This window comes from Streptomyces sp. WZ.A104, assembly GCF_002382885.1.
In the GTDB taxonomy this organism is placed as follows: Bacteria; Actinomycetota; Actinomycetes; order Streptomycetales; family Streptomycetaceae; genus Streptomyces.
In genome coordinates this window covers 110,244-133,143 of record NZ_NWVL01000011.1, presented here as the reverse complement: position 1 = coordinate 133,143, position 22,900 = coordinate 110,244, and the positions used below count along the sequence as shown (strand labels likewise).

Here is a 22,900-nt window from a genome sequence, read left to right as displayed (position 1 = left end):
GGCGACGCCCGTCACCGGGCCGCCGGGCTGCACGCCCTGCGCCGGGCCGCCGCCGCGACGACGGGCGGGCCCGCGTGGTGCGACGGGGCGGCCGGGGTGGCGCTCGCGGTCGCGGACAGCCCTGACGCGCTCGCCGACCCGGAGCTGTCCGACTGGTCCGCGAGGGTCACGGGCGAGCTGGCCGACACCGGTCCACTCTCCAACGACAGCCTGTGTCACGGTGAGTTGGGGCTCCTCGAACTGCTCGGCCACCGCTCGCTGCCCGCCTCGCGGGCCCCGTGGGTGCGGCGGGCCGGGACACTGCTCGCAGCGGCGGACCGGGACGGGCCGCAGTGCGGGACCCCCGGCCGCGTGCCCCACCCGGCGCTGCTCACCGGGCTGTCCGGGATCGGTCACGGACTGCTGCGGGCGGGGTTCCCCGACCGGATCGGCTCCGCCCTGCTCCTGCGCCCCTCCCGGGCTCCTTGATCCGCCGTTCCACCACTTGACGACCCGCCGTTCCACCACCTGACGATTCGTCCACCACCAGAGGATGAGGCAGATATGACTCAGTACGACGAAGCGGCCACGCAGGCGTCCGACGAGACCGGGGACGGGGGCGCGGCCGAGCACCCGGCCGGACGGATCTCCCTCGGTTCCACCGGAGGGCTCGGCGCCCGGAGCAGACTCCTGAGCGTCTCGGAGGGCGAGACCGGCTACAGTCACGATCTGCCGTGGACCACCATGACGTCCCCGTTCTGACCGAATCTCGCCAACTCGGCGCGAAATCAGCCAGATTGATCCGCTGCCCTAGAAGTTCAGGCTCCAGTAACCTGCGGCCATGCGAGCGACTTCGCCGGTCATCGTAGGTCGGCACGACGAGATCGGACTGCTGAGCGGCGCCCTGGACTCCGTACAACGGCGTTCGGGGCGAGCGCTGTTCCTCCTCGGGGAAGCCGGCATCGGCAAGTCCCGGCTGGTGGGCGAGTGCGCCTACCGGGCCTACGAGCTCGGGATGCCGGTGCTGCGCGGCCGGGCCACCTCGACCGGTCTCGTCGTCCCGTTCCGCCCGCTGGCGGAGGCGCTGGCCTCCCGGTTCCGGGCGGCCGGAACCCCGGACGACCCGGAGCTGACGCCCTACCACCCGGCGCTGGCCCGGCTGGTTCCGGAATGGCGCAAGGGCAGTGCGCCGGGCTATCCGGAGACGGTCGTGGAACTGGCCGAGGCGCTGCTGCGGCTGCTGTCCGTGCTGGGCCGGGAGGCGGGCTGCGCGATACTGCTGGAGGATCTGCACGACTGCGACACCGAGACCGTCGCGGTCGTCGAGTACGTCATCGACAACCTGGCCGAACTGCCGATCCTGCTGCTGGGCACCCTGCGCCCGGAGCCGGGGGCGGCGCTGGACCTCGTACGCTCCGCGGAGCGCCGGCACGTCGCGGCGGTGCGGGAGTTGGGGCCGCTCGGCGAGGCGCAGGCGCGGGCACTGACCGGGGCGTGTCTGGAGGCGCGGCCGGAGGAGATACCCGACGCGGTGCACCGGCGGCTGGCCGAACGCGCCGCGGGCAACCCTTACTTGCTGGAAGTGCTGCTGGCCGACCTGCTCGACACCGGGCGGCTGTGCCGGACCGACGGCGGGTGGGCGGCGACGGAGCAGCCGGAGGGATCGGTGCCCTCGGACATCGTCCGCAGCTGGGCCCGGAGACTGGAGCGGCTGGACGAGCCGGTGCGGGAGCTCCTGCTGGCGTCGGCCACGCTGGGCAGCCAGTTCTCGGTGACCGTGCTCCAGACCGTCACCCGGTTCGAGGACCGGGCCCTGTTCTCGCATCTGCGGTCCGCGGTGGAGGCCGGGTTCATCGCCCCGGACGGCGCGGCCCCCGACCGCTACGCCTTCCGGCACTCGCTGACCGCCGAGGCTCTGATCTCCTCGCTCGCCCCGGCCGAGCGTGCCTCCCTGGCCCGCCGGGCAGCCGCGGCCATCGAGGACTCCGGGCAGCCGCTGGACGAGGACGGGCGGCAGCTCGTCGCCTCGCTCCAGCTGGCCGCGGGCAACCGGGCCGCGGCGGCCCGTCAGTTCGCGGAGGCGGGAAGACGGATGCTCGCTTCGGGGGCGTACGGCTCCGCCGTGGTGCTGCTGGAGCGGGCGCACTCCCTGGCCGCCGAGGGTGACCGCTCCGCCGTCGCCGAGTCGTTGGCCCTGGCCCGGGCGAAGGGCGGTGATCTGGACGGCGCGCTGACGCTGGCGGACGCGCTGCCGCCGGTCCCGGCCCGTTCCGAGGCCGCCGCCCGGCGCGGCGAGGCGCACATCGAGCTGGCCTGGGTGGCGGTCATGACGGAGCGGACCGCCGACGCGACCCGTCAGGCGGATGCCGCCCGCGCCCTGCTGGGCCCCGACCCGCTCGCCGGCCGGCGGGCCGCGCTCGCCGTGGTCGACGGGCATCTGGCCCTGTTGCCGGGCAGCGGGCGGGCCCCGCGGGGTCCGGCGGAAACCGAGCGGGCCGTACGGGAGGCGGCGGAGACCGCCGAGGCCGAGGGGCTGCCCGTGGTCGCCTGCCAGGCCTGGCAGTTACTGGCGCTGCTGCGGCGGGAGCAGGGGTTCGACGCGGCGGACGGGGCGCTGGAGCGGATGCTGTCGCTGTCCACCGAACACGCCCTGCCCATCTGGCGGGTGGAAGCGCTGGTGCGGCTGGGGGCGAACGCCTTCATGCGGACCGGGGACGCCTCCCGGCTGCTCTCCGCGCGGGCGGCGGCCGCCGAGCTGGGCGCGCTGATGCTGACCCGTACGGTCGACGGGCTGCTCGCGATGAACGCGGTGCTGTGCGCCCGGTGGGAGGAGGCGCAGGAGATCATCGACCGCTCGGCCCGGGCCAGCGCCCGGGTCGGTGATCTGTCGGCGCACCGCTATCTGCTGCTGGCCGGGGCCACGCTGGCGGCGCACCGGGGACGGCGGCGGGAGATGGACCGGGCGCTGGCCGCGTTCCGGCGGGCCGGGGGCGAGCAGTCCCTGCTGGTGCCGCTGCGGTCGGGCCTGTGCCGGGCGTTCGGCGCGCTGCTGGAGGAGGACCGGGAGCGGGCGGCGGCCGAGCTCGACGAGGCGCTGGCCTGGGAGGCGGACCACCCGAGCTACTACTACCTGAGCGGGCGGTACGGGCTGCGCCCGCTGCTGCGGGTCCTGGCGGGCGAGGCGGACCGGGCGGAGCTGGAGGCGGCACGGTCGGCCCCCGGGGGGACTCTCGCGTGGAACCGGCAGTTCCTGGAGCTGGGCGGTGCGGTCCTGCTGGGCCGGGCGGGGGACGCGGCCGGGGCGGCCTCGATGATGGCGTCCTTCGAGGTGTCCGCCGCGCCCTTTCCGGTCGCCCGCCATCTGGGGCTACGGCTGGCCGCGGACCCGGCCCGCGCGGACGGCTGGGGCGAGCCGGTGGCGTGGTTGCGGACCGCCGAGGAGTTCTTCTACGGGGCCGGGGTGCAGCCGGTCGCCTCCGCGTGCCGGGCGGCGCTGCGGCGGGCCGGGGCGAGCGTGACCCAGCACCGGGGCGGCTGGGACCGGATTCCGTCCCCGTTGCGGAGCAGCGGGGTGACGCCGCGCGAGTACGAGGTGTTCGTGCTGCTGCCCGAGCGGCCCGGGAACCAGCAGATCGCGCGGCGGCTGTCCATCTCACCGCGCACGGTGGAGAAGCACATGGCCAGTCTGCTGAGCAAGACGGGGCGCGCGGACCGGGCCGCGCTGTGCGAGTTCGCCGCCGAGTGCACGGTGGACTCCGCCTGAACCGTGGGGCCGGGGGCCCGGGGGTCGGGTGCCGGGGGTCGGGTGCCGGGGGTCGGGTGCCGGGGGCGCGGGGGTCGGGTGCCGGGCCCGCAACATGGGGGCCCGGGGCGGTTTCGGTCGGGTGTGCGGGCGGAAAATGCGGGTGGGGCCCCGATGTGGGGGCGGTCCGGGTGGCGGCAGGATCGAGGTGCGCGTACGGCAGTCTGCCGCCCGTCCCCGTTCCCGGAGGCCCGCTGATGACCCGTCCTCCCGTCCCCGCCGGTTCGCCCCCCGCCGGTGGCGTGCACGTCTCTCTGCTCGGCCCGCTCACCGCCCGTACCGGCGACGGCCGTGAGCTGCCGCTCGGGCCGCGCAAACAGCGCCTCGTCCTCGCCACGCTGCTGGCCCGCCCCAACACCCCCGTACCGGTGGACGTGCTGACCGACGCGGTGTGGCCGGACGATCCGCCGCGGACCGCCCGCAAGAACCTCCAGGTCTACGTCAGTGCGGCCCGCACCCTGCTGGGCCCGGCCGGGGAGGACGGGCGCGACCGGGTGGTGCACGGCTGCGGCGGCTATCTGCTGCGGATCGGCGAGGGCGAGTTGGACGCCCTGCGCTTCGGGGCGCTGGCGCGCGCCGGGCGGGCGGCGGCCGAGCGGGGGGACCGGCCGGGGGCGGCCCGGCTGCTGCGTGCGGCGCTGGATCTGTGGGCGGGGCCGCCGCTGAACGATCTGCGGGACTCCGCTGTGGTGGCCGAGGAGGCCGACCGGCTGGAGGCCCGCTGTCTGACGGTCTACGAGGACTGGGCGGAGACGGAGACGGAGCTCGGCCGGGCGGCCGTAGCGGTGGACGGGTTGCGGGACCTGGTGGAGCGGCATCCGCTGCGGGAGCGGCTGCGGGCCGCCTGGATGAACTCCCTGCACCAGTGCGGCCGTCAGGCCGAGGCGCTGGCGGTCTACGACGACTACCGGCAGCTGATGGCCCGGGAGCTGGGGCTGGAGCCGAGCCCGGCGATGGCGGCGCTCTACCGGGCGGTGCTCGGCCGGGGGCGCGAGGTCCGGCGGCCCCCGGCCCCGGAGGCGGTCCGCGCGGTGGCGCTGCCCGCGGACACCGGGGCCTTCACCGGCCGCCGTGACGAACTGCGCGGGCTGCTGGGGGCGCTGGACGGCGGCGAGGAGCGCGTGGTGGTCCTCTCGGGTCCGGCCGGGTCGGGGAAGTCGGCGCTCGCGGTGCGGGCGGCGCATCTGCTCGCCGACCGCTTCCCCGACGGCCGCGTCCAGGTCCGGATACGGCGGGAGGACGGTACGGGGCGCGGGGTGGCGGAGGTGCTGGCGGAGCTGGGGAGGCTGTGCGGGGTGCCGGGGGCCGCCCCGGCGTCGGCGGCGGGTCCCTTCGACGACGTACGGGCCGACGGCCCCGCCGCCCCGGCGGTGCTCGCGGAGGCCTGGCAGGAGTGGCTGGCGCGCCACCGGGCCCTGATCCTCCTGGACGACGTTCCGGACGAGGCGTCCGTACGCGGGCTGCTGCCCCGGTCGGGGAGCTGTCGCGTCCTGGTCACCGCCCGGCGCCCGTTGGCCGGTCTGGCCCCGGTGCACCGGATCGCGCTGGCCGACCTGGCGGACGGTGAGGCGCTGGAGCTGCTGGGGAAGCTGATCGGGGCGGGGCGGCTGCGGGCGGACCCGGCGGCGGCGCTGCGGATCGTCCGGGCGTGCGGGGGGCTGCCGCTGGCGGTCGGGGTGAGCGGGATGCGGCTGGCGGTGCTGCGTCATCTGCCGCTGGCGGAGTACGCGGCCCGGCTGGAGGACCCGTCGGCCGCGCTGGACGAGCTGGTCGCCGGGGACCTCTCCGTACGGCGGTGGATCGCGTCCGGCTGGCGGGACCTGGCCGACGGGGACCGCTGGGCGCTGGGGCGGCTGGCCGGGCCGGGCGAGGACCGCGGTTTCACCCTGGACCGGGCCGCGGCGGCGCTGGGCTGCGGGGAGCGGGCGGCGCTGCGGGCCGTGGAGTCGCTGATCGACGCCGGGGCGGTGTCCTCGCCCGCCGGGGAGGTCACCGCCCATGCCGCGCTGTACGAAGTACCGCGCCTTCTGGGCCTGTTCGCGCGCGAGCGGGACACGGGGGCCCGCCCCGGCGCACCGGCGGCCGCCGCCCTCATCCCAGGGTGAGCAGACTCAGCAGGTCGTGCGGCCGGTGGCCGCCACCCCCGGGGGCGGCGGCCGTATCGCTGCCCTCCCCGGCTTCCGCCCCGGCCAGGAAACTCAGGGCGAGGAGCAGCCCGGCCGCCCCCGTGGCCAGGTCGGCGGAGCAGCGCCGCAGCCTCGCCCCGGGCACCAGCAGCCGGTCCCCGTCGGCGACCAGGTGCCAGGACAGGTTGCGTACGGAGGCGAGGACCTCGGGCCCGGCCGGGCCCTCCTCCAGCTGGCGGGCGGTGGAGACGAGTCCGGCGCGGCCGGTGAACAGGCCTGGTTCGCGGACGAATTCGTTGCCGCAGCCCGTGCGCACCCCGGGCAGCAGGCCGGCCAGCGCGGGCGCTTCCTCCCGGGCCAGGTAGGCGCGGGCGACGAGGGCGAAGCCGCCGCTGCCCTGGTCGAGGTAGAGCAGATGGCGGCGTCCGTCCTTGACCTGGACCGTGCCGTCGGGCATTTCCACGCAGTGCCCGGAGTCCCGGTACAGGGCGGTGCGGGCGGCGCGCAGGAGCCAGTCCTCGCCGGTGAGCGCGTGCAGTTCGAGGTGGAGCAGGGCGGCGCCGCTGAGCCCGCGCAGCAGTCCGGCGGAGGGCGGGGCGGCCGGGCCGTCCGGCACCGCCTCGCCCCGGACCAGGCAGTCGAGGTCCCAGGCCGTGCGCAGGGCGGTGTCCACCAGCTCCGGGTCCGGGGCCCCGGGGCCGACCGTCGCCAGGCGGAGGGCGGCGAGCGCGACGCCCGCCCGGCCGGTCAGCAGGTCGGCCGAGGGGGACGGGTGGGCGGCGGCGACGGCCCGGGCGAACAGCTCGCGCCCCTCGTCCGTGCGGCCGAGCAGGGCCAGCGCCACGGCGGTGCCCGGGAGGCCGTCGTAGAGGCCGCCCGGGGAAGCGGGGTCACGGCGGCGGGCGGCGTCGGCCAGCCAGTTCGTCCACTCGGCCGGGACGGGGGCCCCGGTCCGGTGGAGGGCGTACAGGACGCCTGCGGCCCCGTGCGCCAGGTCGGTGCCGCCGGTGGCGAAGGACTTGGGGTCACCGGGGAAGAGCCGGTCACGGCGCTCGGGCGTCGCGCCGGCGTGGATGCCCGCGAGCAGCCGGGTGCGCAGTTCGGCCCAGTCGGGCGCGGGTCCTTCGAGGAGTGCCGCGATCTCGCTCTCGCGGTCGGCGGCGCTCTCCGCCGCACGCAGGAGGGCCGGGCGGGGCGGACCGGCGTCGGGTGCGAGACCGTAGCGCCCCCGGGCCCAGGATTCCAGGGCCAGGGCCTTGGCCCGGTCGTGGGCGGCCATCTCGGTCAGCGGCATCAGCATGGTGAGCCAGGTCGCCCACAGGGCGTAGGCGTCGGCCTCCGCGCCGGGGGTGCCGGGCGGGGCCTGGAGGCCGGGCGCTCCGGCCAGCGGGGTGCGGTCGTCGTCGAGCGCGGTGGCGTACTCGAAGTCGACGAGGGCGAGACGTCCGTCGGGCCGCAGGATGATGTTGGAGGGGTGCAGGTCGCCGAAGCGCAGTCCCCGGCCGTGCACCTCCGCCAGAGCGGCGGCCAGTTGGCCGGTGACCCGGTCCACCCACGCGGTGTACGGGGCGAGTTCGGCCGGGGTGCGGGCGCCGCGCACCAGGGCGAAGCGGGCGACGATCTCGTCGAGCAGGGTGGGCCCCTCCACGTACTCCGTCATCAGGAACCGGTGTTCCCACACGGTCCGCACCCCGTACACCCGCGGTACGCAGTCGAGCCCGGCGAGCGCCTTCAGCGCCCGGTGCTCGCGCTCCAGCCGGGTCACGGCGTCGTCGCCCACCGCGTCGAGTCCGCAGTGCGGGCGGGCCTCGCGCAGCACGACCCGGTGGCCGGTCTCCCGGTGCCGGGCGAGGTAGATGCCGCCCGCGTTGGAGAACTGGAGGGCCTCGGTGACGGTGTATGGGAAGGAGTCGTCGCGGGCGGCCGCGCGGGCGGCGAGGTGCGGACGCAGCTGCTCGGGCACCCGGACCCATGAAGGAACCCGGAAGACCACCCCGCGCTCGTCGGGCACGAGTTCACCGGAGGGGTGGCGCAGGGCGGGCACGCGCTCGCCCCGGGCGTCACGGCACCAGCGGTCGACGAAGGCTCCGTACCGTACGTAGACGGGCGCGTCCCCGATGCGCAGGTCGCTCAGGATGTAGGGGCCCCGGCGGCCGGACAGGGCGCGGGTCAGCTCGTCGAGCACCCGGGTCAGGGCCGTCCCGTCGGGCGGGTAGAGGGTGAGGAACTTCCCCGCGCTGCCCCGGGACATGTACTTCCCCGACATCAGCAGGAGAGCCTGCTCGCTGCGGAGGAACTTGAACGGCACCCGGTGCCTGAGGCAGATCCGGGCGGTGTCCCGCAGGGTCCGCGCCGCCTCCTCGGGGACGGTGGACACATGGATCTTCCAGCCCTGTTCGGCCGGTTCGCCGTCCTCCGGCAGCAGCGAGGTCCACAGGCCGCCCGCCACGCGCCGCCAGCCGGGGGGCGGCTCGGCGGCGTCGAGCGGGTAGCGGGTCTCCTGGTCGGGGAGGCGGGCCGGGGTGTCGTAGTACCTGCGGTCGGCGAGGCAGTAGAGCTGGGTCTCCTGGATGCCGGGCACGGCGTTCCTCCTCAGGGTGTGCCGGGACGGCCGGCGGTGTCGTGGGCGGGTCGGGCCGGAGCCTCTTGCGGTGCGTCCCCCGGGCCGGAGCGGGCCGGTGACCCGCCGGGGGACGCCCCGGCCCGTACGGAGGGGGCGAACGTGACCACCGCCGCCGAGAGGGCCAGCACACACCCGGTCGCGACGAAGGCGGTGCGGCTGCCCAGGGCGGTCAGCAGCGCGCCGCCCGCGAGCGGGCCGAACGGCTGGACGACCGAGGACAGGAAGGAGGCCGCGCTCTGCACCCGGCCGACCCGGTCCTCGGGGGTGACGATGAGCAGGGTCGACAGGAAGCCGATGCTGGCGACCGTCGACAGGCACATGCACAGCGCGCACAGCAGACCAGCCACCAGCGGGCTGCTGAGCCAGGCCAGCACCCCGGCCGTCAGCACACAGCTCCAGCAGGTGATGACGAGGAGGGGCCGCACATGGCGGTCCGGGGCGATCCGGGGCGCGAGCAGCGCACCGGCGAGGGCTCCGGCCGAGACGCAGGTGATGACGAACCCGCCGCCGAGCCCGGAGCGTCCGCCCTCGGAGAAGACGGCGAGCGCGGTGAAGGTGAGGGCCCCGAACGCGAAGTTCATGCCGAGGCCGAAGACCAGCAGCACCGTGCGCAGATAGGGAAGTCGCCACAGGAAGCCGAGCCCGGCGGTGAGTTCGGCGCGGCTGAAGACCGAACCGGCCTTCGCCCTGGCCGCCGAGCGGGTCCGCACGAGGGCCACGCAGACGGTCGACAGGAACAGGCCGAGGAACTGGGCCGTGAAGGGCAGTGCCTGGTGGACCCCGAAGAGCGCGCCGCCGACGAGCGGGCCCACCAGCCGGGTGGTGGCCGTACGCGCCTGGAGCCGTGCCGTCGCCGTGCCCAGCTGGTCCGCCGGCACGACCGCGCGCATCAGACCGAAGGCGGCGGGGGCGTAGACGCTGTTCAGCACGGCACCGGCGGTCGCGACCAGCAGGACGAGCGCCATGGGGGCGCGCCCGTACCAGACCGCGACGGTCAGGGCGGCGACCGCGATCAGGCTTCCCACGTCGCACAGCCGCATCAGACGGCGGCGCTCGATCCGGTCGGCCATGACCCCGCCCGGCAGCATCGTGATCAGCACCGCGCAGATGGACACGGTCCCCACGGTGCCCGCCTGCACCGCGGAGCCGGTCTCCTTGAGGATCAGCAGCGGCAGCGCGAGGGCACTCATCTGGCTGCCCAGAACGGCGAAGAGGCCGCTCATCCAGAGCAGCCGGAAGTCCCGGTTGGAGCGGAGCGGCGTGGCCATCGGGGGCTCCCGGAAATCGTCGGTGCGGGGAGGGCTGGGCGGGTCGTGCGTTACGTGGCGGAGGGGGCGGAGCGCGGCGGGACGGCTCTCCCGTGCTCGCGGAGCCGTCCCGTACCGCCCGTCCGCGGGCCGGGCACCGGGGAGACGAGGTGTCCGCCTCGTCCCGCCGCGGTGCCCGGCCCGGTGCGATCAGCGCTGCGATTCGACGACGCTCAGCACGCTGATGCAGTTGCCGTCGGTCGTCTCGCCGCCCTGGACGGACGTCTCCTGGAGGTCCAGCACGGAGTGAGCCTCGACCTCGGGCGTCTCGTCGGTGCCGTCGGCCGCGGGCTTGGTGTTCTCGGACATGGCGATCTCTCTCCATCCACTCGTCACTGCGGAACGGGAACTGCGGAACAGGAGCTGCGGAACGGGAACTGCGGGGCACGCGCCCCTCGGTCACCGGTGCGTGAGGTCAGTTCTCGACGACGCTCAGCACGCTGATGCAGTTGCCGGGGACCGAGATGTCACGGTCGCCCTGGACGGACGTCTCCTGGAGGTCCAGCACGGAGTGAGCCTCGACCTCGGGCGTCTCGTCGGTGCCGTCGGCCGCGGGCTTGGTGTTCTCGGACATGGCGATCTCCATCCACTCGTCACTGCGGTGCGGCGGGCCGGTGCCTGCCGTTGCCGAGAAAGCTAGGAAGCCCGGCCTGGCGATCGCTTCGGCGCCGGTATGGCACCGGTATCGGGCCAGCTCGGACTGGTGGGAGCACCCCCCGACGGTTCCGGCCGGGGCCCGGGGGCCCGCCCTGAGCTGGGCCCATACCGCTGCCGAAGCGTTGTCGGGCCGTCCTCGAACCGGTGCCGCGCAGCCTGGGTACGCGCCCGACGCGCCCCGGCCCCGAAGGAGGCGGCCCGCATGGAACTCGCCGAACTCGTCGCACGGCGGCCCTTCCCGGCCGCAGGTCTGCTCCTCGGACTCACCCGGCGCTGCCCGCTGAGCTGCGCGCACTGCTCGACCGGGTCGGGCCCGTTCACCCGCCAGGAGCCGGACTCCGGTCAACTGGAGCGTTTCGTCGCCTCGTTCACCGAGGAGAACCGGCCGGACGTGGTCATGCTGACCGGCGGCGAGCCGCTGCTGCTGCCCGGGCTCGCGGAGCGGCTGAGCACGCTGGCGCGGGCCGCCGGCTCCCGTACGGCCCTGCTCAGCGGCATGTTCTTCGCCCGGTCCGGGGGCCGGCCGAACGGGCGACGGACCGGTCAGCGGGCCGGCCGCCGGGCCGGGGCGATTCCGCCCGCGATCCTGCGTGCGATCCGCTCCGTGGACCACTTCTCGGCCTCCCTGGACGTCCACCACGAGCGCGAGGTGCCCCGCGCCGACGTGTTCCGCGCCCTGCACCTCATCCGGGACGAGGGCGTGGCCGTGAGCCTCCACCTCACCGGAACGGGCGGCTCCGACCCGTATCTCGCCGACATCACCCAGGCCGTACAGGGGGAGTTCGGGGGCAGCGTGCCGTGTCTGGTCAACGAGGTGCGGCCGTTCGGCCGGGCCGCGGCCTGGGCGCGGGCGGCCCGCATCGGCCCCGACCCCGCCTCGGCCTCCCCGTGCTCGATGGCCGCCTGGCCGGTGGTCGCCTTCGACGGACGGGTGCTGGCCTGCTGCAACCAGGACACCGTGGACCGGCGGCCGGTCCCGGCCCATCTGGACCTCGGCCACATCGCCGACGACGACTGGGGAACGGTGCGCCGCCGGGCACTGGAGTCCCCGGTGCTGCGGATGCTCCGCACGGTCGGCCCCGCTCACCTGGCCGCCCGGTACGGCTCCGGCGCCGCGCGCGGCTCCTACTGCGACGGCTGCCGGGCGCTGGGCGGGGACGAGGCGGTGGCGGCGGGGGCGCGTGCGGTGGCGGGCGGGGCCGCCGGGGAACTGCTGGACCTGGCGGCCGCGCTGCACGGCTCCCGGGAGGGGGCGCGGGGCGTGGTGCGCCGCCACGGCTGCGCGACGTACGCGCCGCTGGTCCTCGCGGGCGGGCCGCCACCGCGGGAGACCGACGCGGGGGACGCCCGGTGAGCGGGGCGAGGCAGGCGGACGGGGTCCCCGGCGCGGCCGCCCGGCTTCGGACCAAACTCCTGTTGCTGGAGCCGGAGTTCCGGGGCGCCACCCACCACATGTGGCGCGCGGAGGGGCTGTTGCCGCGCTACCGGACGTATCTGTGCACCATGCACGCCGTCATCCGCGCCTCCGTCCCCCTGATGGAGCTGGCCCTGGAACGCGTCCGGCGACGGGTCTCGTCCGGCGATCCGTCGGCCGCCCCGCTCGCCGCGTATCTGGAGGAGCACATCCGGGAGGAGGAGGGGCACGACGCCTGGTTGCTGAAGGATCTGCGGGCGGCGGGCGGCACGCCCGACGAGGCGCTGGCCCCGATGCCCTCGCCCCTGGTCGCCGCGCTCGTCGGGGCCCAGCACTACTGGATCGAGCACCACCACCCGGTCGCCCTGCTCGGCTACATCGCCGTCCTGGAGGGCTACGCCCCCGCCCCCGGCCTCACCGACCGCATCGCCCGGCGGACCGGGCTGCCCACCGCGGCCCTGCGGACCGTACGGGAGCACTCGGTGCTCGACACGGGACATCTGGACGAGCTGTACGCACTGCTGGACCGGCTGCCGCTGACCCGGGAGCTGGAGGCGACCGTGGCGGTCAGTGCGCTGCACTCCCTGGACGCGCTCACCCGGCTGTTCGTCCGGCTCGGGCGCTCCGTGGCGGCGCCGTCGCCACGGGGAGCCGGACCTGTCTCACCGATGGGAGTCACACCATGACCGGACCACCCGAGAGCGCCGGACGGCCGCCGCTGCCGGACGCGTTGTACGAGGCGGGCTTCCCCGTGGACCTGCTCACCGAGGAGCAGCGCGAGGTGCTGAACGCGCTGACCCCGCAGGAGCTGGCCCTGCTGCTCGACGTCAAGAGCCGACTGGACGCCGTGGGGCCGGAGGTCCAGGCGCACGGGGAGATCGCCGGGGGCGCACTGTTCTGACCCGCGACCGGTGACCGATCACCGGTACGGGCCCGGCGTCCGGTTCACCGCCGCCGGGCCCGTACCCGCCGGGGCACGAACATCCGGTGCGCGCCGGGCCCGTGCCTGTCAGGACGCAAGCCCCAGGTGACCCGCCGGACACCCCCTTGACCGCACGGCTCCCGGGAGAGAAGGACCCGCCATGAACTGCCCATCGTGCCAGCAGGACCTGCCGTCGACGGCCCGGTTCTGCTCGTCCTGCGGGACCCGGTGCGCGAGCACCGCGGCCGACCCGGCCCCCGCCCCGCCCCCGGGTGACGAACGCAAGCCGGTGACCGTGCTCTTCTGCGACCTCGTCGGGTCCACGGCGCTGTCCGGGGTGCTCGATCCGGAAACGCTGCGGACGGTGACGCTGCGGTACTTCGAGGCGATGAGCGCGGAGATCACCGCCCGGGGCGGTACCCCGGAGAAGTTCATCGGTGACGCGGTGATGGCGGTGTTCGGGGTGCCGGTGGTCCGCGAGGACGACGCCCGCCGGGCGCTGGCGGCGGCGCTCGGGATGCGCCGGGCACTGGCCCGGCTGAACGAGGAGCTGGCCGCCACCCTCGGCATCGAGCTGGCCACCCGGGTCGGCGTCAACACCGGTCAGGTGGTGGCCGGTTCGGATGCGACGGCCCGGCAGGCGCTGGTGTCCGGGGAGACCGTGAACATCGCCGCCCGGCTGGAGCAGAACGCGGGCCGCGGCGAGATCCTCATCGGTCCGGGGACCCTGCTGGCCGCCGGTCCGACGGTCCGCGCCGAGCCCACCGGACCGCTGCGGCTGAAGGGCAAGCGGGAGAGCGTGGAGGCCTACCGGCTGCTGGCGCTGGGCGGCGACGACCCCGAGCTGCTGCGCCGCTTCGACGTGCCCTTCGTCGGCCGCCGCGCCGAACAACAGGCTCTGGACACGGCCCTGGATCGGGCGGTGCGCGGCGGCGGCGGGCTGCTGCGGGTCACCGGGGAGGCGGGGATCGGCAAGACCCGGCTGGTACGGGAGTGGCTGACGCGGCGGTACGCGTCCGGCGGGCTCTCGTACGGGGCGGGGCGGTGCCGCAGTTACGGGGACCACAGCACCCTCGCCCCGCTGGCCGACGCGGTCCGCTCCCTGCTGGCGTCCGGGCCGCCGGGCCCGTCCGGGGGCGGCACGCCGGGCGGGGAAGCCGGTGGTCCGGCCGTCGACGACGCGATGGCCCTGCTGTCCGGCGGCCTGCTGCGCGACGGCACGCCGAACGCCTCCTTCGAGGACATGTGCGCGGCCCTGACTGCGGTCCTGGACCAGGCCGCCCGGCGCCGCCCGGTCGTCCTGGTCCTGGACGACTGGCACGCGGCGGCCCCGCTGCTGGTCCGCACGGTGCGCCGCCTCACCGACGGGACGGGGTGCGCGGGCGTACTGGTGCTCTGCGCGGGACGGCCGGAAGGACCGGAAGGGGGCGACGGGCCGGGCGGGGGCGGCGGACATCCCTGCGGGGCAGGGCAGTTCCAGCTCACCGGCCTCCCCCGGGAGGAGGCGGTCCTGCTCGCCGCCGGGCTGGCCGGGCAGGGCGGCCGCCCCGGCCCGGTGGACGACCGGCTCCTGGCGCGGGCCGGGGGAAATCCGCTCTACCTGGAGCAGTTGCTGATCGGCGACCGGGCCGTCCCGGAAGGCGCCTGCCGCCCCGGCGAGGAGCTGCCGCCCACCCTCCAGGCCCTGCTGGGCGCCCGGATCGGGGCCCTGGCCCGGCCGGAGCGCTCGGTGGTGGACCTGGCCGCCGTGATCGGCCGGGAGTTCACCGCCCCGGAGCTGGTCCGACTGGAGCTGGCCGTACGGGCCGGGGAGGGCCATGGGCCCGGCCCGCTCGACGGGGCGGCCGGTCCCGGCCCCGGGCACCGGCTGCGGGTCGAGGAGGCGTTGGCGGGGCTGGCCCGCCGCCGACTGGTGGAGTCGGGGCCGCCGGGCGGCGGCCGGGAGGCGGCGGCGTACCGCTTCAGCAGCGGTCTGGTGCACGAGGTGGCGTACGCCTCGCTGTCCAAGCGGGCCAAGGCGGAACGGCACGCCTGGGCGGCGGAGCTGCCCAGTGTGCTGCGGAGCGGGGACGGCGCGGTCGGCGGGCATCTGGAGCGCGCCTACCGCTACCGCGCCGAGCTGGGCCTGCTGGACGACACGGCCCGGCGGCTGCGCGAACGGGCGGCCGCCGCGCTGGGCCGGGCCGGTGCGCAGGCCGCCGCCCGGTCCGATCTGCACTGGGCGCACGGCCTGCTGGAGCGGGCGGTGGACCTCGGCCCCGGGGACGCCGCGGCGACGCGGCGGCTCGGCGAGGTGCGGGTGGCGCTGGGACGGGCCCGGGAAGGGGCCGAACTGCTTTTGCGGGTACGGGACATGGGAGCCGATCCGGTGGAGGCGGCGCACGCCCGGCTGGCGCTGGCGGTGCTGGATCCGGGTGGCCGCGGCCCTGGCCCGGCGGCCACGGCCCGCGCCGTGCTGCCGGTGTTCGAGGCGGCCGGGGACGCGACCGGCCTGGCGCGCGCCCATCTGCGGCTCGCCCAGCAGTTCCAGCGGTCCGGACGGCACGAGGAGGCGGAGCGGGACCAGGCCAGGGCGCTGGAGCAGGCTGTGGTGGCCGGTGCGGAGCCGGAGCGGGCCGGGGCGCTGGGCGCGATCGGCGTCTCGCTGTGGCGCGGCCCCGTTCCGGCGCCCGCCGCCGTGGTCCGCTGCCGGACGCTGCTGGCGGCGCACGGAGCGGGCCGCCCCACGGTCCGGGTCACCCTCAACTGCCCGCTGGCGGTGCTGTACGCGCTCCGGGACCGGCCCGAGGAGGCGTCCGGCGCGCTGGCCGAGGCCGAACGGCTGGCCGGGAGGCTGGGGTTCGCCGAGGCGGAGGTCTTCCTGCCGGTGTTCCGGGCCACGGTGGCCGCGCTGCTCGGCCGGAGCGAGGAGGCCCTCGCTCTGCTGGACCGGGCGGACGAGGCGGCCCGGCGCACCGGGGCGGCCGGGATGCGGACGGCGGTGGCGCTGGACGCGGCCCGCCTGGAGCTGGATCGGGGCCGGGCCGACCGGGCGGCCCGGTGGGTGGCGGACGTAGCCGACCCGGCGGAGCTGAGCCGGGCGGACGCGGTGGACCTGGCGGGTCTGCGGGCCCGGCTGACGGCGGCGGAGCGGCCGGGCGAGGCGCTGGGGCAGGCGGATCGGGCGGTGCGGGCCTCGCTGCTCACCGACTCCCCGCTGGTTCGGGCGACGGCCGAGCTGGACCGGGCGCACACCCTCGCCGCGCTGGGCCGGGAGACGGAGGCCCGGGCGTGCGCCCGGTCGGCCGAGGCCCACTTCACGGGCAAGGGGCATCTGCCCGGGGCTCGACGGGCCGCGGGCTTCCTCGCCCGGCCGCCCTCGGCCGTGGCCACGACGAGAGAGCGGAGCTGACCGATGACGACCGCGGAACCGATGGGGGCCCGACCATGATCGGCGAGACTCCCGCCACGACGCGTACCGCCCCGGGGCAGGGGCTGACGTGGAGTCTGCGCGGGCGTGGCCCCGGCGACGTACCGGTGCTGGCGGACCGGGTGCCGCCGGGCGGCCGGCCCGCCGGGACGGCCACCGGGCGCGGGGTCCGGGTGTGCGTGGTCGACTCCGGCGTGGAGCGGGATCATCCGCTGGTCGGCCCCCTGGCCGGTTCCTGGGTGGTGGTCAAGGACGGGGAGAGCGGGGAGATCACGGTGGAGCCGACGACCACCGGCGACACCTGCGGGCACGGCACCGCGTGTGCGGGCATCGTCCGGCGGACCGCCCCGGACTGCGAGATCCACAGCGTACGGGTGCTCGGGGAGCGGTTCTCCGGCACCGGCGACATCCTGATGGCCGGACTGCGCTGGGCGGTCGAGCAGCGCTTCGACGTGGTGAACCTGAGCCTGTCGACCACCCGCACCCGGTTCGCGCAGGAGCTGCACAAGCTGGCCGACAGCGCCTACTTCGCCCGTACGGCGATCGTCGCCTCGGCGCACAACACTCCGGTGGAGAGTTTCCCCTGGCGGTTCGCTTCGGTGATCTCGGTGGGCAGCCACCAGGAGGACGATCCCGCGCTCCACCTCTACAACCCGGACCCCCCGGTGGAGTTCTTCGGTCCCGGCCAGAACGTGACCGTGCCGTGGCTGGGCGGCCGGACGATCCGCACCACGGGGAACAGCTTCGCCACCCCGTACGTCGCCGGGCTCTGCGCCCGGGTGCTGTCCGCTCATCCCCGGATGACGGCCTTCCAGCTCAAGAACGCCCTCTATCTGTCCGCGGCCAACGTGCGTCACGCGCCGCGTCCTTCCACAGCGGCAGGAGATATCCGTGATGACCCCGAGAACTGATTCCGCACCTCTCCTCTCCTCCCCCACGTCCTCCGCTCCCCCCACGCCCGCCCCCGCCTCCGACGCGCCGCGCAGCGAACTGCTCCAGTCGGTGGTCGACGTGGCCCGTGCCATCTTCGGGGCCGAGGCCAGTTCGGTCTTCCTGCTCGACGAGGAGGCGGACGAGCTGGTCTTCCAGGCGGTGTCCGGGCAGGGCGAGGAGTTCCTGGTGGGCCGCAGGTTCCCGGCCGGGCGGGGGATCGCCGGGTGGGTGGCGACCTCCGGGGAGCCGATGGTGGTGGACGACCTGACCTCCGACGCCTCCTTCGACCGTTCGCTGGCGGAGTCGACCGCCTATGTGCCCAACGCCCTGATGGCGGCCCCGCTGATCAGCGACTCCCGAATCCTCGGTGTCCTGGAGGTGCTGGACCCCTCCCCGCAGGCCCGGTCGAACCTGCGGGAGCTGGACCTGCTGGCCATGTTCGCCCGGCAGGCCGCCGCCGCCCTGCGGGTGATCACCCCGGAGCGGGTACGGGAGCCGGAGCGGGTACGGGGGGCAGAGCATGTCCCGGCCCTGCCCGGGCAGGTGCTGGAGGGGGCGGAGCGCGAGGACGCGCTGAAGCTGCTGGGTAATCTGGAGCGGCTGCTGCGCGGCGCCGCCTGAGCACACCGCTCGCGGCGCCTCGGCCGCCAGGGAGGGAAACGCACGATGAAGCTCGCCTTCTCGACCCTCGGAGTGCCGGGGACCCCCCTCGCCGAGGTCGTCCGGCTGGCCTCCGGGCACGGCTACCAGGGCGTGGAGCTGCGCGTCCACCCCGAGGAGCCGGTGCACCTGGGGCTCTCGCCGCTCGAACGCGCCGATGTCGTCGAGGTGTTCAAGGCCGCCGGGGTGGAGATCCTGGCCCTCGCCGGGTACGTGAGGGTGGCCGCCGAGGGGGATGACGGACCGGTCCTGGCGGAACTGGCCGAGCTGGTGCGGCTCGCCCGGGACCTGGGGGCGCCGTACGTCCGGGTCTTCCCCGGCGGCGGCGATCAGGACCGGGAGGCGGCCGACGCGACCGCCGCCCGGAGGCTCGGGGCCGCCGCGCCGTACGCCGCCGATCTGGGGGTGAACGTCCTGCTGGAGACCCATGACTCGCACCGCGCGGCGGTGGCCGCCGCGCGGGTCGTGGCCGCGGTCGGGCATCCCCGGATCGGTGCGGTCTGGGACGTGCTGCACACGTGGCTCGCCGGTGAGGAGCCCGCCGCCAGCCATGCCGTGCTCGCCCCGCACCTGGGGTACGTCCAGGTGAAGGACGTCGCATCGGCGCGGGACCTCACCCCGTTGGTGCCGGGGGCCGGGGCGCTTCCGCTGGCGGCCTGCCTGGACGGGCTGGCTCCGGACGCGTGGGTGTGCTGGGAGTACGAGAAGCGCTGGCACCCGGAAGCGGAGGGGCTGCCGGGTCTGCTGGACGCGGGCCGCGACCACCTGTTGCGGCTCGGTGCGCCGAAGCGGTAGCCGGGGCCGCACCCGGCGCCCGGCACCGATCTCTCCACCGGGAACGCGGGGCCGCCTTCAGACGGTGGCCCGTGACTCGGTGCGGGCACGGGAGGGCGGGGGCAGCGCCACGGTCTCCGTACGCACCACGCGCCAGATGTGGCTGGCCGGGCCGAGGCCTGCCAGGATCTGCCCCACGCTCCGGCTGCCCGGAGCCCCCTCCTGCCGGGCTCCGGTGCCGGAGCCCGTACCGACGTCCACTCCTGACCCCGGGTCCGGGACGGTTCCCGGGCCCGTCTCCGGGGCCGCCGTGTCCAGGACCGTGACCGTAGCCCCGTCGATGTCCTGCGGGCCGAGGCGGTCCAGGCTGGTCAGCTCCCGCACCCTGACCCCCGTGCGGGCCGCCCGCACCAGGGCTGTGCTGGCCAGCGGGCCACCGCTCCGACCGGTGACGAGGAGCGCGTCGGACTGGGCGAGGACGGAGCCGACCGCCGTGTCCAGGTCGTCCATCGTGTAGCACCACTCCCCCGGGTGCTGTCCGCGCAGCCGCGGAAAGCGCCGGCGCAGCACTCCGAGGATCCCCACCGCCTCGGAGACCACCGCCCCGGGAGCGACGACGAACGCGAGCCGGTCCGGGTCCCTCACCCAAAGCGCCTCGGCCTGCCGTAAGGTCGCCGCCCGCATCACCTGGCCGGCGGGCATGCGGCGCGGCCACGTACCGGAGCCGGTGACCGGCTCGCCCACGACGACGACCTCGTCCCCCCGGTCCGCCGAGCGGTGGAGCGAGCGCTCCGCGTACCCGGCCGACGGGCAGTCCCGGCCGACGGGGCACCCGCACGCCAGCCGCCCGCCGTCACCGGCCGCCGCCTCACTGACGTGCAGAACCCGCCGGGTCCGCAGTACCGCGCCCCAGGACTCGATCTGGTGGCGCGCGAAGGCCAGGGCCGCGGCCTCGTCGCTGCGGGCCGCGACGGCGAGGCCGCGGTGTCCGCCCTCCGGGCTCGCGTAGGAGACCGCGAAGACCGTCGTCGGCGGTGCCGGCTCCTGCCGCCCGCCGGGTCCCGACGCGGGCCACGGCAGCGTCGCCACCGCGAACCCGGCCCGGAGGGCATGGGCCGAGAGCAACGGGTGGGCGGGGCAGTCCATCCAGCCTCGCCGGGGATGCCGCCATGTCGTCGCGACGGAGAGCGCCCCCGGGGCGATCCGGAGAGACGTGGAGGAGAAGACGTCGGAGCGTTTGCTTCGGTTCATACGATCCTGCCGATGGTCCGCGAGGTCTGCGGGAGAAGGGGCGAGAGGGGAGAGAGTGGTGATGGGGGTGATGGGGGTGATGGGGGTGATGGGGGTGATGGGGGAGGGAGGTAGATGAAGGTTGTGGGAGGCGGGGGACACAGCTTGACGAAGATCGTCAAGGCCATCCAACCGAGCGGCCCCGCCCCGGTATTCCTGCGACGCCCGCCACTCACTCCCCTGGCGCAGCGCTCCGCCCGCGCCGCAGCTCGTGCGCGCGTGCGTGGAGCGCGGCCACCGCCGCACTCGTGGTGTACGGACGGCTCTTGGCGATCATCAGGCGCACCCGGTCGTCGGCCCGCGCGCTGTGGATGCGAGGGTAGACGTCGAGGAACCTGTGCCAGGCATGGCACGCCTGTTCCAGGTGACCGATGGCCAGTCGGTTCTCCGCGAGCTCCGCGAGCCCCAGGGCGCGGGAGCGGCGCTCGTCGGCGGGGCGGTGGCGCAGGGAGATGTCGAGCGCCGCGGCCGCGGTGCGGCGGTCGCCCCTGCTCACCGCCACGGAGGCGCGCTGGAGCGCGAGCGAACCGGGGTGGAACGCGCCGACGGGTGAGTCACCGTTCGACGACCTCTCCAGGCAGCGGTCGGCCGCCGAGAGGTGACGGGTGTGCCGGACGTCCCCCCGGGCGGCCAGGGCGACGGCCAGCTGACCGTGGAAGAAGGCCTGTTGGTGGGGCGGGGCGTACCGGAGGCTTTCCTGTACGGCCTGTTCGGCGAGGTGGTGGGCCTCACCGAAGTGCCCCAACGCGTGTGCCTGCACGCTCAGTCCGCGCAGCGCGAGGCCGTGCCCGATCCGGTCACCCGCCTCCCGGGCGAGCTCGGCTGCGGTGAGGTAGAGGCGTTGGGCTGCGGCGTGGTGGTTCATGTCGAAGTGGGTGAACGCGCACAGGTAGGTGAGCCGGGAGGCGACGGTGAGCAGTTCGCGCCGGACTCCCGGGGTCATCTCGCGCTTCAGCCAGGGCAGCACGGTGACCGACAGGTACTGGCGCAGCGGCTCGTGGACCCGGCCCGCGCCGAAGACGACGTCCCCCTGGGAGAAGAGGGCGAGCATCTCCCGGGCGGACGTGACATGGACCGTGCCCACCTGCCTGGCCATGCCTACCTGCCTGACCGGGGCGGGCCCGGCGGGCGGGGTGACCGGCGGTCCGGCCGATGTCGCCAGGGCGGCGAGCGAGTAGGCGCCGACGAGAGTGACGCCGCGCCGGTCGACGGCGTTCAGCACGTGCTCCAGGCGTGCCACGGCGCCTTCCTCGTCGGCCGGCGCCACGGGGGCGCGGCCGGGGCTCCGGGGGGCGCTCAGCCCGGTGTCCTGCTCCCGCACCGTCCGGCCCAGTCGTCGGGAGAGGGCTTCGGCGACCAGGGAGGGCACGGGGCGGCGCGGGCGGCTGCCCGCGAGCCAGTGGGCCACCGCGGTGCGGTCGTAGTGCAGTACGTTCCCCTGCGCGGCGCCGAGCGCGTTGACCTCGCGCGCAAGCCGCGCACCGCTCCACCCGGCCTCGCCCAGGAGGATGCGCAGCGCCTGGTTCGGTGTACGGCGTGCTCGCACGCTCTCCACCCTCCCCCCATCGGCCGCCGAGGAGGCGCGGCCGTTCAACATCGTTCTGTTTTCAACATGCTGGCTGCCCGCCCCCGGCGGCACGGGCAGCCGTCTGCCGCAGACTCAGCGTGAAGGCCCTTCCCGGCCGCGCACAGTGCCCATCCGGGGCGCATGCCCTGCCGACCGTGCGCTCCTTCGCCCGGCGAACTCGCCGAACGGGGTTCCCGCCGCCCCTGTCACCGTCCCCTTCGTCGCCGTGCGCCCTCCGCGCCGGTCCGCGATCCGTCCTCTCCTTTCCGCTCCCCTTCCGTCCCCGAGCCTCATCGGCCGTCTCCGATCGGAGGAACGCCATGAACACCGGCCCGTCCGTCCGGCCCGTCCATCTGTTTCCGGGCCAGGGCGACTTCTCCGTCAGCGCGCTGGTGAACGCCGCCCGCGCCGGTGACGAGCTGCGCACCGCCGTCCGCGAGGTCTTCGAACAGGTCGACCCGGTCGCGGAGGAGTGCGGGCTGCCGCCCCTCGGCCCCCGGCTGCTGGGGCCTGAGCCACCGAGCGGGCGCGACCTGGCGCTCGCCGCGCCGGGGGTCTCCCAACTGGCCCAGTTCGGTGCCTCGGTGGCCGTGCACCGGGCGCTGTGCCGGGCGTACGGGGAGCCGGTCGCGGCGGTCGGGGTGAGCTTCGGCGAGATCGCCGCGCTGACCGCCGCCGGGGTGTTCTCGGTCGGCGACGGCGCGCGCGCCGCCCACGACCTCGCACTCGTCCTGACGTCGTGCCCCGGCGGGCTGACGGTCCTGGCCTGCTCGGAACGGTCCGCACACGTCCTGCTGGACCGGGCGGGGGCCGGGGACACGGTGGTGGCCGTGGTCAACGACGAGGCGTCGGTGGTGGTCTCGGGACCGGTGGCGGCGCTGGCCCGGGTCGAGAAGGCGGCCGCGGACCGGCAGGTGGCCGCGGTGCGTCTGCGGCTGCCGTTCTCCTCGCACCACCCGTCGCTCGGTGCGGCGGCCGGGTCCTTCACCGCCGCGCTCCGGGCCTACCCCCGGTCCGAGGCCCGCTTCCCGGTCCACTCGGCGGTGGCGGGCCGCCGCTACCGCCCCGGGGACGATCTGGCGGCGTGCCTGGCCGACTGCCTGATCCGACCGGCCGCCGTACCCGCCGTACTGCGCCAGCTGTCCGCGTACCGGCCGGGCGTCCTCTACGAGGCGGGCACGGGGGGCGCGCTCGCGTCCAGCGCCCGCAAGGTGCTGGACGCGCTGCCGTCCCCGGCTCCGCCGGTGCACGCCCCGCTCGCGGAACCCGGCTTCCCCTGGTGACCGGCCCCGCCACGGCCGTCCCCGGGCAGCAGCGCCCCGCCCGCCTGCCCGCACCGCAGGACCAGCACGACCGGCATCGCCCGCCCTCGAACCGGCCCATCCGCCCAGGCAACGAGCCCACCCGCGAACCGGCCCATCCGCCCAGGAAACCCCC

Annotated in this window: 18 protein-coding genes; 12 read left to right on the top strand and 6 right to left on the bottom strand. The window is 75.9% G+C overall.

The window, feature by feature from the left end:
• The 4 genes from CIB93_RS08665 to CIB93_RS08650 all read left to right on the top strand — a co-directional run.
• Window positions 1–468, top strand: a 468-nt coding sequence (locus CIB93_RS08665) for a lanthionine synthetase LanC family protein (protein ID WP_306454806.1), incomplete at its 5' end; no start/stop codon positions are given.
• A 75-nt stretch (window positions 469–543) separates the two neighbouring features.
• Entirely contained in the window at window positions 544–741 is a 198-nt protein-coding gene (locus tag CIB93_RS08660; RefSeq protein WP_096625724.1) for a hypothetical protein, read from the top strand.
• Window positions 742–820: 79 nt separating this feature from the next.
• On the top strand, window positions 821–3,742 hold the full coding sequence (locus CIB93_RS08655; RefSeq protein ID WP_096625722.1) for a helix-turn-helix transcriptional regulator: 2,922 nt from the start codon (window positions 821–823) through the stop codon (window positions 3,740–3,742).
• 236 nt (window positions 3,743–3,978) lie between these two features.
• Complete coding sequence (locus tag CIB93_RS08650) at window positions 3,979–5,886, top strand: AfsR/SARP family transcriptional regulator (RefSeq protein WP_096625720.1); 1,908 nt, start codon at window positions 3,979–3,981, stop codon at window positions 5,884–5,886.
• On the opposite strand, the gene lanKC is transcribed toward CIB93_RS08650, so the two are convergent.
• From lanKC to CIB93_RS37790, 4 genes are all read right to left on the bottom strand, one after another.
• Window positions 5,873–8,488, bottom strand: a complete 2,616-nt coding sequence (lanKC, locus tag CIB93_RS08645; RefSeq protein ID WP_096625718.1) for a class III lanthionine synthetase LanKC — start codon at window positions 8,486–8,488, stop codon at window positions 5,873–5,875. The genes CIB93_RS08650 and lanKC overlap by 14 nt on opposite strands.
• A gap of 11 nt (window positions 8,489–8,499) precedes the next feature.
• Complete coding sequence (locus tag CIB93_RS08640; RefSeq protein WP_096625716.1) at window positions 8,500–9,798, bottom strand: MFS transporter; 1,299 nt, start codon at window positions 9,796–9,798, stop codon at window positions 8,500–8,502.
• Between the two features lie 189 nt (window positions 9,799–9,987).
• On the bottom strand, window positions 9,988–10,146 hold the full coding sequence (locus CIB93_RS37795) for a hypothetical protein (RefSeq protein ID WP_179500030.1): 159 nt from the start codon (window positions 10,144–10,146) through the stop codon (window positions 9,988–9,990).
• Window positions 10,147–10,252: 106 nt separating this feature from the next.
• Window positions 10,253–10,411, bottom strand: a complete 159-nt coding sequence (locus CIB93_RS37790) for a hypothetical protein (RefSeq protein WP_179500029.1) — start codon at window positions 10,409–10,411, stop codon at window positions 10,253–10,255.
• Between the two features lie 285 nt (window positions 10,412–10,696).
• Here CIB93_RS37790 and CIB93_RS08635 point away from each other — a divergent pair, with 285 nt between their 5' ends.
• The 7 genes from CIB93_RS08635 to CIB93_RS08605 all read left to right on the top strand — a co-directional run bounded on the left by CIB93_RS08635 (window position 10,697) and on the right by CIB93_RS08605 (window position 18,627).
• Window positions 10,697–11,848, top strand: coding sequence for a radical SAM protein (locus CIB93_RS08635; protein WP_096625714.1), 1,152 nt, complete (start codon window positions 10,697–10,699; stop codon window positions 11,846–11,848).
• A 62-nt stretch (window positions 11,849–11,910) separates the two neighbouring features.
• Entirely contained in the window at window positions 11,911–12,594 is a 684-nt protein-coding gene (locus CIB93_RS08630; protein ID WP_179500033.1) for an iron-containing redox enzyme family protein, read from the top strand.
• Entirely contained in the window at window positions 12,591–12,809 is a 219-nt protein-coding gene (locus CIB93_RS08625; protein ID WP_096625710.1) for an aroma-sacti cluster domain-containing protein, read from the top strand. Before CIB93_RS08630 ends, CIB93_RS08625 begins: the two co-directional genes overlap by 4 nt.
• A gap of 181 nt (window positions 12,810–12,990) precedes the next feature.
• Window positions 12,991–16,221, top strand: coding sequence for an adenylate/guanylate cyclase domain-containing protein (locus CIB93_RS08620; RefSeq protein WP_096625708.1), 3,231 nt, complete (start codon window positions 12,991–12,993; stop codon window positions 16,219–16,221).
• Window positions 16,222–16,256: 35 nt separating this feature from the next.
• Entirely contained in the window at window positions 16,257–17,150 is an 894-nt protein-coding gene (locus CIB93_RS08615; protein WP_096625706.1) for a S8 family serine peptidase, read from the top strand.
• The gene (locus tag CIB93_RS08610) at window positions 17,134–17,793 is read left to right on the top strand and encodes a GAF domain-containing protein (RefSeq protein WP_096625704.1); all 660 of its coding nucleotides are present in this window, start codon (window positions 17,134–17,136) and stop codon (window positions 17,791–17,793) included. Before CIB93_RS08615 ends, CIB93_RS08610 begins: the two co-directional genes overlap by 17 nt.
• 45 nt (window positions 17,794–17,838) lie before the next feature.
• Window positions 17,839–18,627 (top strand): sugar phosphate isomerase/epimerase, encoded by a 789-nt coding sequence (locus CIB93_RS08605; protein WP_096625702.1) that lies wholly within the window; start codon window positions 17,839–17,841, stop codon window positions 18,625–18,627.
• Between the two features lie 57 nt (window positions 18,628–18,684).
• Here CIB93_RS08605 and CIB93_RS08600 read toward each other — a convergent pair whose 3' ends face one another.
• Both CIB93_RS08600 and CIB93_RS08595 read right to left on the bottom strand, forming a co-directional pair.
• Window positions 18,685–19,857, bottom strand: coding sequence for a 4-hydroxy-3-methylbut-2-enyl diphosphate reductase (locus tag CIB93_RS08600; protein WP_096625700.1), 1,173 nt, complete (start codon window positions 19,855–19,857; stop codon window positions 18,685–18,687).
• Window positions 19,858–20,068: 211 nt separating this feature from the next.
• A complete protein-coding gene (locus tag CIB93_RS08595; protein WP_257002095.1) occupies window positions 20,069–21,442 on the bottom strand; it encodes a hypothetical protein in 1,374 nt (457 codons plus the stop codon).
• Between the two features lie 341 nt (window positions 21,443–21,783).
• On the opposite strand from CIB93_RS08595, the gene CIB93_RS08590 reads away from it, so the two are divergent.
• Window positions 21,784–22,746 (top strand): ACP S-malonyltransferase, encoded by a 963-nt coding sequence (locus CIB93_RS08590; protein ID WP_096625696.1) that lies wholly within the window; start codon window positions 21,784–21,786, stop codon window positions 22,744–22,746.
• The last annotated feature ends 154 nt before the right edge of the window (window positions 22,747–22,900 follow it).